At 70.4% G+C, this 15,111-nt stretch carries 14 protein-coding genes; 9 read left to right on the forward strand and 5 right to left on the reverse strand.

Translation table 11 applies throughout. The annotated features are described in order from the left end of the window. Window position 1: 1 nt before the first annotated feature. The 8 genes from DW306_RS06035 (at window position 2) to DW306_RS06070 (ending at window position 9,738) form a co-directional block, all read left to right on the forward strand. Entirely contained in the window at window positions 2-1,795 is a 1,794-nt protein-coding gene (locus DW306_RS06035; RefSeq protein WP_136054714.1) for a dipeptide/oligopeptide/nickel ABC transporter permease/ATP-binding protein, read from the forward strand. Beyond that, a complete protein-coding gene (locus DW306_RS06040; protein WP_136054715.1) occupies window positions 1,792-2,580 on the forward strand; it encodes an ABC transporter ATP-binding protein in 789 nt (262 codons plus the stop codon). Before DW306_RS06035 ends, DW306_RS06040 begins: the two co-directional genes overlap by 4 nt. After that, entirely contained in the window at window positions 2,577-3,764 is a 1,188-nt protein-coding gene (locus DW306_RS06045) for a M20 family metallopeptidase (RefSeq protein WP_136054716.1), read from the forward strand. Before DW306_RS06040 ends, DW306_RS06045 begins: the two co-directional genes overlap by 4 nt. 131 nt (window positions 3,765-3,895) lie before the next feature. Then, window positions 3,896-5,257, forward strand: a complete 1,362-nt coding sequence (locus DW306_RS06050; RefSeq protein ID WP_136054717.1) for an MFS transporter — start codon at window positions 3,896-3,898, stop codon at window positions 5,255-5,257. After that, a complete protein-coding gene (locus DW306_RS06055; RefSeq protein WP_136054718.1) occupies window positions 5,254-6,519 on the forward strand; it encodes a CoA transferase in 1,266 nt (421 codons plus the stop codon). The genes DW306_RS06050 and DW306_RS06055 overlap by 4 nt, the downstream gene beginning before the upstream one ends. Then, the gene (locus DW306_RS06060) at window positions 6,519-7,295 is read left to right on the forward strand and encodes an enoyl-CoA hydratase/isomerase family protein (RefSeq protein WP_136054719.1); all 777 of its coding nucleotides are present in this window, start codon (window positions 6,519-6,521) and stop codon (window positions 7,293-7,295) included. Before DW306_RS06055 ends, DW306_RS06060 begins: the two co-directional genes overlap by 1 nt. 59 nt (window positions 7,296-7,354) lie before the next feature. Beyond that, on the forward strand, window positions 7,355-9,277 hold the full coding sequence (locus DW306_RS06065; protein WP_136054720.1) for a helix-turn-helix domain-containing protein: 1,923 nt from the start codon (window positions 7,355-7,357) through the stop codon (window positions 9,275-9,277). Window positions 9,278-9,363: 86 nt separating this feature from the next. Then, window positions 9,364-9,738 (forward strand): hypothetical protein, encoded by a 375-nt coding sequence (locus tag DW306_RS06070; RefSeq protein WP_136054721.1) that lies wholly within the window; start codon window positions 9,364-9,366, stop codon window positions 9,736-9,738. A 44-nt stretch (window positions 9,739-9,782) separates the two neighbouring features. Here DW306_RS06070 and DW306_RS06075 read toward each other — a convergent pair whose 3' ends face one another. Further along, a complete protein-coding gene (locus tag DW306_RS06075) occupies window positions 9,783-9,977 on the reverse strand; it encodes a DUF4175 domain-containing protein (RefSeq protein ID WP_136054722.1) in 195 nt (64 codons plus the stop codon). A gap of 131 nt (window positions 9,978-10,108) precedes the next feature. Between DW306_RS06075 and DW306_RS06080 the strand changes: the two genes are divergently transcribed. Continuing rightward, entirely contained in the window at window positions 10,109-12,586 is a 2,478-nt protein-coding gene (locus DW306_RS06080; protein WP_136054723.1) for a glycoside hydrolase family 2 protein, read from the forward strand. Here DW306_RS06080 and DW306_RS06085 read toward each other — a convergent pair whose 3' ends face one another. From DW306_RS06085 to DW306_RS06100, 4 genes are read right to left on the reverse strand one after another with little or no spacing between them, the layout of a single operon-like run. Next, the gene (locus DW306_RS06085) at window positions 12,587-13,270 is read right to left on the reverse strand and encodes an SGNH/GDSL hydrolase family protein (RefSeq protein WP_136054724.1); all 684 of its coding nucleotides are present in this window, start codon (window positions 13,268-13,270) and stop codon (window positions 12,587-12,589) included. 42 nt (window positions 13,271-13,312) lie between these two features. After that, the gene (locus DW306_RS06090) at window positions 13,313-13,849 is read right to left on the reverse strand and encodes a hypothetical protein (RefSeq protein ID WP_136054725.1); all 537 of its coding nucleotides are present in this window, start codon (window positions 13,847-13,849) and stop codon (window positions 13,313-13,315) included. Between the two features lie 52 nt (window positions 13,850-13,901). Then, window positions 13,902-14,588, reverse strand: coding sequence for a zf-HC2 domain-containing protein (locus DW306_RS06095; protein ID WP_136054726.1), 687 nt, complete (start codon window positions 14,586-14,588; stop codon window positions 13,902-13,904). Next, the gene (locus tag DW306_RS06100; RefSeq protein WP_136054727.1) at window positions 14,585-15,106 is read right to left on the reverse strand and encodes a sigma-70 family RNA polymerase sigma factor; all 522 of its coding nucleotides are present in this window, start codon (window positions 15,104-15,106) and stop codon (window positions 14,585-14,587) included. The genes DW306_RS06095 and DW306_RS06100 overlap by 4 nt, the downstream gene beginning before the upstream one ends. Window positions 15,107-15,111 lie beyond the last annotated feature (5 nt).

Raw genomic sequence — 15,111 nt, forward strand, 5'->3', positions numbered from 1 at the left:
GATGTCTCTGCGCAGGAGATTCCTCAACCCGATCGCCATCTCGGCGATCGCCGGCAGCGCGCTGCTGCTCTTCGCCGCCGTCGCCGGCCCCGCCATCTGGGGCGACGCTGCGGCCACGACAGATGTCTCGTCCCGCCTCCTCGGCGCGAGTGCCGCCCACCCGTTCGGCACCGACGAGCTCGGTCGCGACATCCTCGCCCGGGTGCTCGTCGCCACACGCCTGACGCTGCTGCTCACCCTGGGCGCGACGGCGATCGCGCTCTGCGGCGGGATCGTGTTCGGACTCGTCGTCAGCATCCTGCCGAAGTATCCGCGGCGCCTGTTCACCGGCCTGCTCGACATCCTGCTCGCGTTCCCGTGGCTGCTGATGGTGCTGTTCTTCACGGTCATCTGGGGAGCGACGGCGACCGGCGCGATGCTCGCGATCGGTTTCGCCGGCATCCCGTCTTTCGCCCGCCTCGTCTACAACCTCGCCGCCTCCGTGTCGGGGCGCGACTACGTGCGGGCCGCGCGGGTCGTCGGCGTCGGACCGGTCGGCGTGCTCCTGCGACACGTGCTGCCGAACATCTCGAACCCGTTCTTCGTGAACGCCGCAGCCACCGCGAGCGTGACGCTGCTCTCCTTTGCGGGACTGTCGTTCCTCGGCCTGGGCGTGCAGGCGCCCGAATACGACTGGGGACGGATGCTGCAGGAGGGCATCCTCCGCATCTACGTCAACCCGCTCGCGGCCCTCGGACCCGGCCTCGCCGTGGTCCTCGCCGGACTCGTCTTCACCATGGTCAGCGAGGCGGTCGCGGGTTCGCGGGGCGCCGGGTTCCGCGCCGTCGCCGCGCGCGCGGCGGGAGCGGTCACCATCTCCTCGCGTCGTCGTGAGCTCGTGGCACAGACCGCAGAGCCCGAGGGCGATGTGGTCGCCGAGATCCGCGACCTGCACATCGCATTCGCCACCCCCGACGGCGGCACCGTCGAGCGGGTCCGCGGCGTCGACCTGCGCATCGGCCGCGGCGAGGTCGTCGGCATCGTCGGCGAGTCCGGGTCGGGCAAGTCGCTGACGGCGATGGCACTGGCCGGTCTGCTCGGCGACGATGCCATCATCACCACCTCCGCCCACACCTTCGCCGGCATCGACATGACACGAGCTCCGTCCGCGGCCGATCGCGCACGCCTCGGCGTCGAGCTCGGCATGATCTTCCAGGACCCGCTGACCTCCCTGAACCCGGCGCTCACGATCGGCCGCCAGCTCACCGAGGTGCCCGAGGTGCACATGGGCATGCGGCCGAAGGAGGCGCGGGCACGGGCGGCCGACGCTCTCGACGCCGTCGGAATCCCGCACGCGGCGCAGCGGCTGAAGCAGTATCCCCACGAGTTCTCCGGGGGCATGCGGCAGCGGGCGATGATCGGCATGGCCATGACCGGGCGTCCGCGGCTGATCGTGGCCGATGAGCCGACCACCGCGCTCGACGTGACGGTGCAGCGCCAGGTGATGGGCGTGCTGCATCGAGCGCAGGAGGAGACGGGCGCAGCGATCGTGTTCATCTCGCACGACATCGCGCTCGTGTCGGCGTTCTGCGACCGGGTGATCGTGATGAAGGACGGTCGTGCCGTCGAGACCCTCGATGCGCGCCGCATCCGCGAGGACGCCCGGCATCCGTATTCGAAGGCGCTGATCGCCTGCCTCCCCGACATGAACAGCGACCGCACGCAGCCGCTGCCGGTGATCCCGCCGGAGCTCGTGCCCGAGGCGCTCGACGAGTCCCCTGACGATGTCCACGACGACCGGGAGGTGACGGTGTGAGCACGCCCGAGAAGGTCAACGCGCTGGAGATCGAGAACCTGAGCGTCCGCTACGGCCGCACCCGTGTGGTCGAGAACGTGAGTCTCGCCGTGCCGAAGGGGCGAACGGTGGGCCTGGTCGGGGAGTCGGGATCGGGCAAGAGCACGATCGCCGCCGCCGCGGTGGGGCTGGTTCGGCCGGAGTCGGGATCGATCAGAGTGGATGGAGCGGATGCCGTGGGCGCGAACGCCGCGGCCCGTCGCACTCGCCGCCGGATGCAGCTGGTGTTCCAGGATCCGTTCTCGGCGCTCGACCCGCTCATGCCGATCGGCGACTCGATCGCGGAGGCGCTGCGGGCGACCGGCCGCCGGTGGAGCCGGGCCCAGCGGGTGGCGCGGGTGCGCGAGCTGCTGACCCAGGTGCACCTCGACCCGGATCGCGCCGACGAGAGGCCCAGCGCGTTCTCCGGCGGCCAGCGGCAGCGCATCACGATCGCTCGGGCGCTGGCGGGGGAGCCGTCGGTGCTCATCGCCGACGAGGTCACCAGTGCGCTCGACGTGTCGGTGCAGGGGGCGATCCTCAACCTGCTGCGCGAGCTGCAGCAGGAGCTCGACATCTCGATGCTCTTCATCTCGCACAACCTCGCAGTCGTGCGGTACATCAGCGACGAGGTGTGCGTGATGCGGCATGGCAAGCTGGTCGAGGGCGGCCCGACGGAGACGCTGCTCGCGGCTCCGGGCGACCCCTACACGCAGGATCTGCTCGACGCGGTGCCTGTGCTCGGCGAGAGGATGCAGTTCGGATGACGCCACGGTTCGCGGATGCCGCAGCGGAAGAGCTGCGCGAGGACCTGATCGCGGTGCGGCGGGAGCTGCACCGGGCGGTGGAGATCGGCCTCGACCTTCCGCACACGCAGGCGATCCTGCTGCGCGAACTGGAAGGACTCGGCCTCGAGATCACGCGCGGCACGTCGCTGTCGTCGATCACGGCCGTGCTGCGCGGCGGTCGACCCGGGCCGGTGGTCCTGCTGCGTGGAGACATGGACGGACTCCCGGTCGCCGAGGCGACAGGCCTGCCGTTCGCCTCGACCTCGGGCGCGATGCACGCGTGCGGGCACGACCTGCACATGGCCGGTCTCCTGGGTGCCATCCGCCTGCTGGTCGCCCGTCGGGACGAGCTGCCCGGCACCGTGATCTTCATGTTCCAGCCCGGCGAGGAGGGGCAGGCCGGCGGTCGCATCATGATCGAGGAGGGCGTCCTCGACGCCGCGGGGGAACGCCCGGTCGCGGCGTACGCGATCCACGTCGACAGCGCGACGCCGCGCGGGCAGCTCGTCACGCGCGAGGGCGCCATGATGGCGAGCGCCAGCGCGATGCGCATGACGCTCCGGGGCACGGGCGGTCACGCCGCGTTCCCGCAGCTCGGGATCGACCCGGTGCCCGTGGCCGCGCAGCTCATCCTCGCGGTGCAGACCTTCGCCGCGCGGCGACTGCCCGCCACCGACCAGGCCGTGATCTCGATCACCCGGCTCAGCAGCGACTCCGAGGCGAGCAACGTGCTCGCGGCGAGCGTGTCGCTCGAGGCGAACATCCGCACGCTGTCGCAGGCCACGCTCGACACGGTGCGCGCGCAGCTGCCGGTGCTGCTCACGGGCATCGCGGAGGCGAACGGCTGCACGCTCGAGATCGAGTTCATCGCGTCGTACCCGGTGACCTACAACGATCCGGCCGAGACGCGCGAGGTGCTCGCGGTGCTCGACGAGGTGGTCGGGGTGGAGCGGGTCACACGGCTGGAAGCGCCCTCGATGGCCTCAGAGGACTTCTCGTACGTGCTGCAGGAGGTGCCGGGCACCCTGGTCTTCGTGGGCGCCGCGCCCGACAGCGGACCGCTGCCGCTCCACTCCGACGACGCGATCTTCGACGACGCGGTGCTGCCCCTGCAGGCGCAGGTGCTCGCCGAGCTCGCGTGGCGGAGGCTTGACCGCGGCTGACCGGTCATGGCTCAGGGCACCATGACCACGCACTGGTTATAGCCCGGAGCCACATACTCCGAAGTCCCTCCGCCAGCCAGGCTGGTATCTGCCGGCTTCAGCGCGGATGCCGGCGGAAAGGGACACCCATCATGACCTCGGCATCCACCGCGACGCGCGGCTCAGGCGCAGCATCCGGAAAGAACGGCCCGGCCGCGCCGTCGCAGATCCGCACCATCGTCGCATCGAGCGTCGTCGGCACCACCGTCGAGTGGTTCGACTTCTTCGCCTACTCGACGGCGGCGGCCCTCATCCTCAACGGACTGTTCTTCCCCGACTACGACCCGCTGGTCGGCACGATCCTCGCCTTCGGCGGCATCGCCGTCGGGTATTTCGGGCGCCCGCTCGGCTCGATCGTGTTCGGGCACTTCGGCGACCGCATCGGACGCAAGCAGATGCTCGTGATCTCACTCGTGCTCATGGGTGCTGCCACGTTCCTCATCGGCCTCCTCCCGACCTACGCTGCGATCGGGATCGCCGCACCGATCCTGCTGATGGTGCTGCGCTTCGTGCAGGGTTTCGCTCTCGGCGGCGAGTGGGGCGGCGCGGTGCTGCTGGTCGTCGAGCACGCCGAACCCCGCCGGCGGGCGTTCCTCGGCAGCTTCCCGCAGGTCGGGCTCGCGCTCGGTCTCACCCTGTCGACCCTGGTGTTCCTGCCCCTCGTCGCACTGCCCGGCGACGCGTTCGCCGAGTGGGGCTGGCGGGTTCCGTTCCTGATCAGCGCCGTCCTGGTTCTCGTCGGCCTGTTCATCCGTCTGAAGATCACCGAGACCCCCGAGTTCGAGAAGATGCGGGATGCCGGCAAGGCCGCCAAGGTGCCGCTGTGGGACACCCTCAAGACCCACCCGGCCCAGGTGCTACTCGCCGCCCTCAGCTTCGCCGTGATCGGCGCCGTCTTCTACATGCTGTTCACCTTCAGCCTCACCTACGGCACCGAGTTCATCGGTCACGAGCGGTCCGAGATGCTCACGATCGCGACGATCTGCTCGGTGCTGGCGCTGGGCGGTCTGCCGCTGGCCGGAAAGCTGGCCGACCGCTTCGGCGTGGCCAAGGTCTTCGCCGCGGGCACGATCCTGTCGGTGCTGCTGGCCTTCCCCGCGTTCTGGCTCATCGACACCGGCAGTCTCGCCGCCGCCTACGCCGCCTACCTCGCGATGACGATCGCGTTCTGCGCCACCTACGGCACTCTCGGCGTGCTGTACGCCCAGGCCTTCGACGTGCGCATCCGGTACACGGGCATGTCGCTGGCGCTCGGGATCGGCACGATCATCGGCTCGGCGTTCGTGCCGATCATCTACCTCGAGCTGCTGTCGGTCTTCGGCGGCTCGTGGGCGATCGCGCTCTACATCGTGGTGGCGGGCCTCGTCACTCTCGTCTCGGCGACGCTCCTGCACCTACTCACCGGTCGCGCCGCACGGCGCACCGGCCCCGCAACCGAAGGATCCGCTCGATGATCGACGACGCGACGCGCGCCCTGCTGAACACCCTCGGCGGAGTGGATGCCGCACCCGGCTCCCTCGACGGCGTCGTCGTGCTCGACGTCACGCGTGTGGTCGCGGGTCCGTACTGCTCGATGATCCTCGCCGATCTCGGTGCGACCGTGATCAAGGTCGAGAACCCGGGCGACCCCGACTACACGCGCACGTTCCCGCCGCTGCTCGAGCGACAGGGGGAGGAGCCGCTCAGCGGTTTCTTCGCGCAGTACAACCGGAACAAGCTCGGCGTCACGCTGAATCTGAAGAGCCCGGATGCCGCGGCGGTGCTCGACCGTCTCGTCGAGAAGGCCGACGTGCTGGTCGAGAACTTTCGCCCCGGCACGATGCACCGGCTCGGGCACGGCTACGACCGCCTGCGCACGGTGAACCCGCGCCTCGTCTACGCGGCGCTCAGCGGGTACGGGCAGACCGGGCCGTACCGGTTGCGCCCGGCGTACGACAACAGCGCGCAGGCGACCGGCGGCCTGTGGTCGATGAACGGTCCGGCCGGCGGCCCCCCGACACGGGTCGGCACGATCATCGGCGACCTCGCCGCCAGCCTGTACGGGGTCATCGGCGTGCTGTCCGCTCTGCGCCACGTCGAGCGCACCGGCGAGGGCCAGCTCGTCGACGTCTCGCAGCAGGACTCGGTGCTCACCCTTACCGAGAATGCGGTCGTGGCATACACGGTCGACGGCACGATCCCGGAGCCCCTCGGCAACGAGCATCCGTTCGTCCGGCCGTACGAGCTGTTCCCGTGCCGCGACGGGTTCGTGTTCTTCGGCGGGTACACCGACAAGTTCTGGCGCATCTCGTGCGAGACGTTCGGCACCGCCGCCGACTGGGAGGCGCATCCCGACCTGCACACCATGGCCGCGCGCTTCGACGCGGAGGTCTACCGCACGGAGGTGCGGCCGATGGTCGAGCGCTGGTTCGCCGACCGCACCAAGGCCGAGCTGGAGCAGCTGGCCGGCGATCTCGTGCCGCTGAGCGCGGTGAAGGACATCGGGGAGGTCGTGGAGGACCCGCAGATCGCCGCCCGCGGGATGATCGTGGAGGCCGAGTACCCGGGCCACGGCACGCTGCGCACCTTCGGCTCGCCGGTGAAGCTCGATCGCACCCCGGCCAAGACGTCGGGGCTCGCACCGGAGATGGGCCAGCACACGGCCGACGTACTGCGCGATCTGCTCGGGTTCTCGCCCGACGACGTCGAGGCCCTGCGCGCGGGAGGCGCGATCTGATGCCCGGCATCCGTCTGGAAAGGCACGGTGCCATCGGACTCATCACGATCGATCGGCCCGAGAAGCTCAATGCGATGACGCTGTCCATGTACGACGAGCTCGGCGCCGCGTTCGCCGAGGTGCGCGACGACGCCGGCATCGGGGTCGCGGTGCTCACGGGCGAGGGGGATCGCGCGTTCTGCGTCGGGGCGGACCTCGGCGAGTCGATTCCCGCGCTGACCGAGGAGCGATTCGACATCAGCGAGTGGGATGCCGCGCACCAGAAGCACTCGACGCTCGAGAAGCCCGTGATCGCCGCGATCAACGGCCTGGCTCTGGGCGCCGGATTCGAGATCATGCTGTCGACCGACATCCGGCTCGCCGCGGCCCACGCCGAGTTCGGGCTGCCGGAGACCGGGGTGGGCGTCGTGCCGGCGGGCGGCACGCTGGTGCGGCTCATGCGGCAGATCCCGTACGCCTTCGCGATGGATCTGATGCTGCGCGGAGAGCGGATCGACGCCGACACCGCGCTCCGCTATGGACTCGTCAACCGCGTGGTGCTGGCATCCGACCTCCGCGACGAGGCGCTCGCCGTGGCGGAGCAGCTGCTGGCGAAGAGCCGCACCGCCGTCGCAACCGTGAAGCGCGCGGTGCGCGCCCTGCAGGATCTGCCGGAGGACGAGGCGTTCCGTCAGGAGGCCGTCATCGGACAGCAGGCGTTCGCGAGCGCCGACGCCCGGGAGGGTCTCGCTGCTTTCGCTGCGCGCCGTGCGCCGGTCTTCCCCTCGCACGGCTAGGCGGAAGCGGCGCTCGTAGACTGCTGTCGACCCCGCTGGCCGCTTCCCGAGGAGATGCGATGGCTGTGAAGCCCCGAACCTCGTCCGATGCGTCGTCGGCCCTGGTGACCGAGGTCGTCGCCGCCATCCGCTCCGAGCCCGGTGAGGGCATGACCGCGCTCGCCGGGCTGCTCGCCGATGCCGATGTCGCCGCCGCCGAGGTCGAGCAGCTGCTCGCATCGGTGCAGGAATCGCAGCAGCTGACCGCGCGGCTGCGACGTCGCGCGACCGAGCTCGAGGCGCTCTTCTCCACGGCGCGCGAGCTCGTGCGCCTGCAGGACGTGACCGATGTGCTGCGCCGGCTGGTGGAGCGGGCGCACGAGCTGATGGGCACCGACGTCACCTATCTCTCCGAGGTCGAGAACACGGGCGGAGACCTGCGCGTGCGGTACTCGGTCGGCACCGTCACCCCCGAGTTCCGCGATCTGCTCGTACCGGCCGGGTTCGGCCTCGCGAGCCTGGTCGCGCAGAGTCGGGAGCCGGTCTGGGTGCGCCAGTACACGCGGATGGCGGATGCTCCGCACGACGCGGCGATCGATGCGGCCGTCGAACGCGAGGGGCTGGTGTCGTTCCTCGGCGTGCCGCTCGCGGTCGGCGACGAGGTGCTCGGGGCCCTGTTCGCCTGCAACCGCTTCGCGCACGACTTCACGCCCGAGCAGGTCCTGCTGCTGTCGGCTTTCGCGGACCACGCGGCGGCGGTGCTGCACAGCGCCCGTGTGCTGGCCGACAGTGCGGCTGCCCGTGCTCGCGCCGAGGCCGCGTACCAGGAGCTGCAGCGGCATCTCGAGGCGACGCAGGTGGCGAGCAGCATCCATGAGCAGCTCACGGCCGCCGTGATGTCGGGAGCGACCGTCGTCGATCTCGTCGCCACTCTGTCCGACCGGCTCGGCCGCCGGGTCTGGGCCGTCGACGATGCGGCCCGCCCGCTCGATGCCTCGATCGGCGCCCGCTCCGGGCTCCCGGCGCGCGCCCTGCTGGCGGATGCCGTGCGTGAGAGTCAGCGCAGCGGTCATGCCGCCACGGTCGACGACGGCAGGCATCGATGGCTCGTCGTCGCGATCCTGGGTGCCGACCGCGTGCTCGGCGCGATCGTCGCCGAGGATCAGGAGGATGCGCCGGTCGAGGACGTCGCCCGACCGACCCTCGAGCGCGCCGCGCACGTCGCCGCGCTGGTGTCGTTCAAACGCGAGGCGGTGTCGGCTCTGCGGGCCGACCGCCGCGCCCACCTGCTGCTGGGTCTTCTCGATGGAGCGACAGGGCGGGATGCCGCGGAGCTCGGGGCCGAGTTCTCCGCGTCGATCACCGCGTGCGCGGTGGTCGACGTCCGTGGGGGAGAGGGTGCGCTCACGGCGGCGGCGGATGCCGTCGGCGACGACGGCCTCGTCGCGCAGCGCGAGAACCACCTGATCATCGCCTGGGGTGTGCCGGATGCCACGGCGGCGACCGAATCGGTGCGACGTGTGATCTCGGATCGCATGCGCCAGCCCGAGGTCACGGCGGTGGTCGGATCGGTCGCTGACGGCATCCCGTCGTTGAGGGAAGGGGTCGATCGGGCCACGCGCGATCTGCGCTTCCTCGCGCCGCTCGGCATCACCGGCGCGACCGTGCGTTCCGAGGCCTTCGCTCCGTATCACGTGCTCACCTCGGCCACGCCGGATGCCGTGGCGCGCTATGTCGACGACCTGCTCGGTCCCGTGCGGGAATGGGATGCCCGCCGCGGCACGCTGCTCGTCGAGACGCTCGGCGCCTACTTCGACGGCGGCGAGAGCCGCAGGGCCGCCGCGGCTGCGCTGCGGGTGCACACCAACACGGTCCAGCAGCGGCTGGAGCGCGTGTGGGCTCTGCTCGAGGGCGACTGGAGCGACCCCGAGTATCGCTTCCGCGTGCAGGCGGCCGTGCGGCTCGAGACATTGCGGGGTCGGCTGGCCGCGGAAGGGGTCTGACGCGCCGCGGTTGTGCCGGCGGGCGCTGACCGAAGCGGTCTTCCTCGACGTCGGGTCACCAGTCCGCCACGTGGCAGGATCGGACCGTGCGGATCGTCGGAACTGTCCTCCTCGCCATCGCGGCGACGCTCGCCGGACTCTTCGGCGGCTTCATGCTCGGACTCTCGGGTCTCACGCTGGCAGGCCCGGGTCTCATGGTCATCGGGTACTCCGATTCGGATGACGCCGAGCGGGCGATCGGCATCGGGATGGGTGTCTTCGCGCTCCTGGTCTGGCTCGTCCTGCTGCTGTTCGCCGCGCTCGTGGGGCTGGGCGGCGACCGGCCGACGCGCGCCCGGCGTGTCACGGTGTGGATCGTGGTCGGACTCAGCGCGGTGATGGTGCTGGGGCTCCTGACCGCCGTGCTGGCCACGCCGCCACCCGTCAGCGAGTACCCGCTGCCGGAGTGGAACCGGGCCTGAGTCGCGATGACCGGGCGTCTGCCGCCGCGGCATCCGTCCTCGGGTCAGAGGCGGATCGAGCGGATCGCGGCGATCAGGATGCCGAAGGCGAAGACCGGCACGGCGGCGAAGACGGACCGCCAGTTGCCGTTGAGAAGCGGGAACGCGAGCGCGACCAGCACTCCGATCACGAAGATCGCGATGATGATGACGCGCCACAGCGCGTCCGTCCTGGTCTTGGCCTGGGTGGGCTCGCTCACGATCTGGTCCTCATTCCGGTCGTCCTGGTCGTGGGTACCTGCGCGACCCTAGCAACAGAAGTCGTCCCCTGCGGGTAGCGTGGCTGGGTCAAGCCACGCGATCCCCCGAGTCGTTCGAAAGCAGGCACCACGTGACCCAGGTCTCCTCCCTCACCCATGGATGGACGCTCCGCGCCGTCGCTCCGGATGCTGCGAGCCCCGCGGCCGCGCTGCCGGATTCGATTCCCGCGACCGTTCCCGGAACCGTGCACACCGACCTGCTCGCGGCGGGACTGATCGACGACCCGTACCTCGACCTGAACGAGGTGAAGGACGAGTGGATCGGCCACACCCGCTGGGCGTATCGCACGAGCATCGACTGGGCGGATGCCGGTGAGGAGCGCACCGAGCTGGGGTTCGACGGTCTCGACACCGTGGCGACCGTGTCGCTGAACGGCGAAGAGGTCGGGCGCACCTTCAACCAGCACCGCACCTACCGGTTCGACGTCACCGATCGGCTGCGCGAGGGCGCGAACGAGCTCGAGGTCATCTTCGACTCCGCGTGGGAGTACGCCGAATCGGTGAAGGCCGAGCTCGGCGACCTGCCCAACGCGTACCCCACGCCCTTCGGGTTCATCCGCAAGATGGCGGCGAACTTCGGCTGGGACTGGGGTCCCCAGCTCGTCACCGCCGGCATCTGGAAGGACGTGCGTCTCGAGTCGTGGTCGGGCGCTCGGCTCGCCGAGGTGCGCTCCGCGCTGACGCTCGACGGCGACACCGGCGTGGTGCGCGTCACCGCACTGCTCGCGACGTCTGGATCAGAAGCGGATGCCGATACCACGGCCCGCACGCTCACCGTCTCCATCGCCGGCCGCCACATCGAGGTCCCGGTCGCTGCGGGCGCAGCATCCGTCGACGCCGAGGTGCGCGTGCCGCAGGCCGCCGTCTGGTGGCCGCGCGGCATGGGCGAGCAGCCGCTCTACGAGCTCGAGGTCTCCCTGCGCGACGGTGACATCACCCGCGACGCGTGGCGCCGCCGGGTCGGATTCCGCACCGTCGAACTCGACACGTCGGACGACGAAGCGGGCTCGAAGTTCACCTTCCTCATCAACGGCATCCCGCTGTTCATCCGCGGGGCCAACTGGATCCCCGACGACTGCTTCCCCTCGCGCCTGACCGAAGAGCGCTACCGCGCCCGCATCGAGCAGGCGATCGGAGCGAACCTCAACCTGCTCCGCGTATGGGGCGGCGGCATCTACGAGCGCGACGAGTTCTACGACATCTGCGACGAGCTGGGCGTGCTCACCTGGCAGGACTTCCTGTTCGCGTGCGCCGCCTACCCCGAGGAGGAGCCGATCCGCAGCGAGGTCATCGCCGAGGCGCGCGACAACGTGCTGCGCCTCTCGACCCACGCCAGCCTCGTGCTCTGGAACGGCTGCAACGAGAACATCTGGGGCTGGTTCGACTGGAACTGGCAGGACGAGGTCGGCGACCGCACCTGGGGACTCGGCTACTACACAGAGCTCCTCCCGCCGATCGTCGCCGAGCTCGCGCCGACCATTCCCTATTGGCCGGGCAGCCCGTTCTCGGGGTCGATGGACTTCCACCCGAACGACTTCGACCGCGGCAACGTGCACATCTGGGACGTCTGGAACCGCGTCGACTACACGACCTACGCCGACTACGAGCCGCGCTTCGTCTCGGAGTTCGGCTTCCAGGGCCCGCCGACCTGGTCGACGCTCACGCGCGCGATCCACGACGAGCCGCTCACGCCGGAGTCGCCCGGGATGCTGCTGCACCAGAAGGCTGCGGACGGCAACGAGAAGCTCGCCCGCGGCATGGAGCCGCACCTGCCCGCGCCGCAGTCCATGGAGGACTGGCACTACCTCACCCAGCTCAACCAGACGCGCGCGATCGTCTTCGGCATCGAGCGCTATCGCTCGCAGCGCCCGCACTGCATGGGCACGATCGTCTGGCAGCTCAACGACTGCTGGCCGGTGACCTCGTGGGCCGCGGTCGACGGCGACGGACGGCGCAAGCCGCTCTGGCACGGACTGCGCCGGTCGAACGCCGAGCGCATCGTCACCGTGCAGCCGATGCCCGACGGCACCCTGATGCTCGTCGCGGTCAACGACTCGATCGAGGACTGGGCGGTGGCCGGCAGCATCCGTCGGCTCGCGTTCGACGGCAGCGTGCTCGCCGAGCAGGCGGTGTCGCTGACCGTGCCCGCGCTCGACAGCGTGGGAGAGCCGGTCGACGCGGATGTCGCGACGCCCGCCGACTCCCGCCGCGAGGTCATCCGGGTCGATGTCTCGGGTGCCCGCGCAACGAGCCACATGTTCGTCGAGGACAAGGATCTCGCGCTGCAGGCGGCCGTCCTCCAGGTCGAGGTCGGCGAGTGGCGTGACGGGCAGCAGACGATCGACGTCACCGCCGGCGAGTTCGTGCGGGGGCTCTGTTTCTTCCCCGACCGGCTGGTCGCCGATGCATGGACCGACGACGCCGACATGGACATCGTCCCCGGCGAGATCACCCGCGTCACGGTGATGTCGCCGGAGGCGCTCGATGCCGAGGCTCTCGGCTCTTTCCCGGTACTGCGGACGGTCAACGAGGCGGCGGCGGCCGGCTGATCACAGCGCCGGATCGAGTTGCGCCAGCGCGGCATCCATCTCGTCGGCCATGTGGGCATACCCGTCGTCGTTCGGATGGATGCCGTCGGATGCCATCCAGCTGTCCTTGGATCCGGCGTAGTGGCCGTCGAGCCAGCGGCTCGCGCCGGGGATCCAGTCGGCGCCGATCTCGGCCGCGGCCGCCTCGACCCAGCCGATGATCGTCTCCACGGACTCCGGGCGCTCCTCGGTGTACCAGAACGGCTCGACGACGATGATCCGCGCGTCGGGTAGGGCCTCCCGGATGCGGGTGAGGTCGGCCGTGATCGTCTCGCGGATGAGGTCGGCCCGCTGGTCGTAGCTGAAGTTGTCGTTCAGGCCCATGGTGATGAAGACGATGTCGGGGTCGGCCTCGATGACGAGTTCGGGAAGATCATCCTCGCCGAAGTCCGAGCGATGGTTCACGAACCCGAGACCGTTGACGCTCGGGTTGAACTCGCTCCAGCCGCGGTCGGCGCTGATGATCGTCGACCAGCGCAGCGAAGAGTCGCTCGCTCCGGTGCCGAGCGTGTACGAGTCGCCGTAGAACGCGACGACCGGACCGCTGGCGGGTGTCGGCGACACGTCGGGCGCGGGCCCGGCGCTGCAGGCGGTGAGGCCGAGGGTGAGGGCGACGACGGACGCGAGCGATCGGAGACGGCGCATGCGTCTTGTTCGTCGCCGATCGCTCGCCGGATGGGATCGGCGTCAGGAGAGCCAGCGATGCCCCCGCACCCAGGGCAGCGACTGCCACCACGCGCCGAGGCCCAGAGCGGAACCGGCGCCGACCGCGGCGAGCATCCAGCCGATCAGGATGTACACGAGGTGCTCGTCGACGATGGGGTTGTTCGAGAGCGGCAGCATGCTGAGGTAGATGCCGCCCATCACGAACGTGCCGCCGAGGGCGGCGAGACGCAGCCCGACGCCCGCGATGAACGCCGCCCCCACGGCGCCGAGGCCGAGCATGAACAGCACGTCGACGACCGGGTTTCCCGCGAGCGCCTGGAACATGCCCGACAACGCGCCGTCGGTGTGGCTCAGGTAGCCGGCGCTCGGCGACTGGCCGGCCAGCACCGAGCCCTCGGGCGGGGTCGCGACGCCCAAGCCGAAGAGCTTGTCGACGAACGCCCACAGATAGACGAAGCCCAGGGCGATGCGCGTGAGTGCGATGAAGACGCGGGCCGCGGGCGAGTCGAGGGCGGACGGTGCGGGTGCGGTGCGGGCGATCTCTGTGCGTGTGGACATGATTTCCTCCGGTGTCGGTGTCGGTGTCGGTGTCGGTGTCGGTGTGCGGTGGTCAGTGATCGGCGGCGGCGAGGAGCATGCCGGAGCCCGCGGCGGACAGCTCGATCCGGGTGATCTCGTCCGCCGGGGTGGCCGTGGTGGCCGAGAGCCCCGTGGTGTGCGATCTGCCGTCGCCGACCCAGGTCGAGACGACCGTCCGCACGCCGTCGGCGTCGATGACGGCGAGTTCGTAGCCGTGTCCGAGCGGGACCCCCGGCGGGTACGAGCAGGTCCAGTCGAGACGCGTGCCCGCAGCCATCGCCGTGATCGACAGGTCGGCCCGTACACCGCTTCTCGCGACCGGCTCCAGGTGCAGGGACTCGCTCGCGGCGACACTGCTGCCGGCGTGCATGATGATGGCGTAGCCGGCGCTGCCGCCGAGCAGCATCACGCCCAGCACGCCGGCGGCGAGCAGCATCCTGCCCTTCCGCTTCCGTCGGCGCACGCGCTCGGCTCGCGCCGTGCGCACGCGGGGAGCGGATGCCACGGCATCCGTGCGACTCGTCGCCTCCGGCCGCGCAGCGCGCACGCCCGGCGCCGGAACCGCGGCGAGCATGCCGGGGAGAGGCGCCAGTTGGTTCACCGACTGTCGGCAGGACCGGCAGGTGGAGAGGTGAAGATCGAATTCGCGCCGGTCGCTCACGCTGAGAGCCCCGAGCACGTAGGCCGCATCCCATTCGGAGTACTCGTCGGGCTTCATGAGACGACGCCTCTCTCCTGCAGGGCGACGCGCAGGGCGCGCATGCCGTAGTGCAGGCGCGATCTGACGGTGCCGGCGGGGATGCCGAATTCGGTGGCGAGCTGCGCAACGCTCCGGCCGCCGTGGTACGCGCCGTTGATGACCGCCTGGTGGTCGGCGGGCAGTGTGGACACCGCCTCGGCGATGATCCAGCGCTCGAACAGGCGATCGGTGTCGTCGACGTGCGCGGACTCCGGCAGCGTCTCCACCGCGATCTCGCGGCGTCTCCTGGCGCTGCGCAGATCATCGGTGACGAGGTTGCGCGCCACCCGGCACAGCCACGCCCGCACCACCGGCTCGGGTCTCGTCAGGATCTCGGAGTGCTGCCAGGCCCTCAGGAGCGTCTCCTGCACCACGTCGTCGGCGAGGGCGGCGTCGTAGGGGAGCGAGATCACGAAGCCTCGCAGCATGCCGGAATAACGGTCGTGAGCGTTTCGCAGCAGCCGATCGGCATCCGTCGGTGCTCCGAAATCCGTCATAGGTG

Origin of the sequence: Microbacterium sp. K24, assembly GCF_004794465.1 — a bacterium.
Classification (GTDB): domain Bacteria; phylum Actinomycetota; class Actinomycetes; order Actinomycetales; family Microbacteriaceae; genus Microbacterium.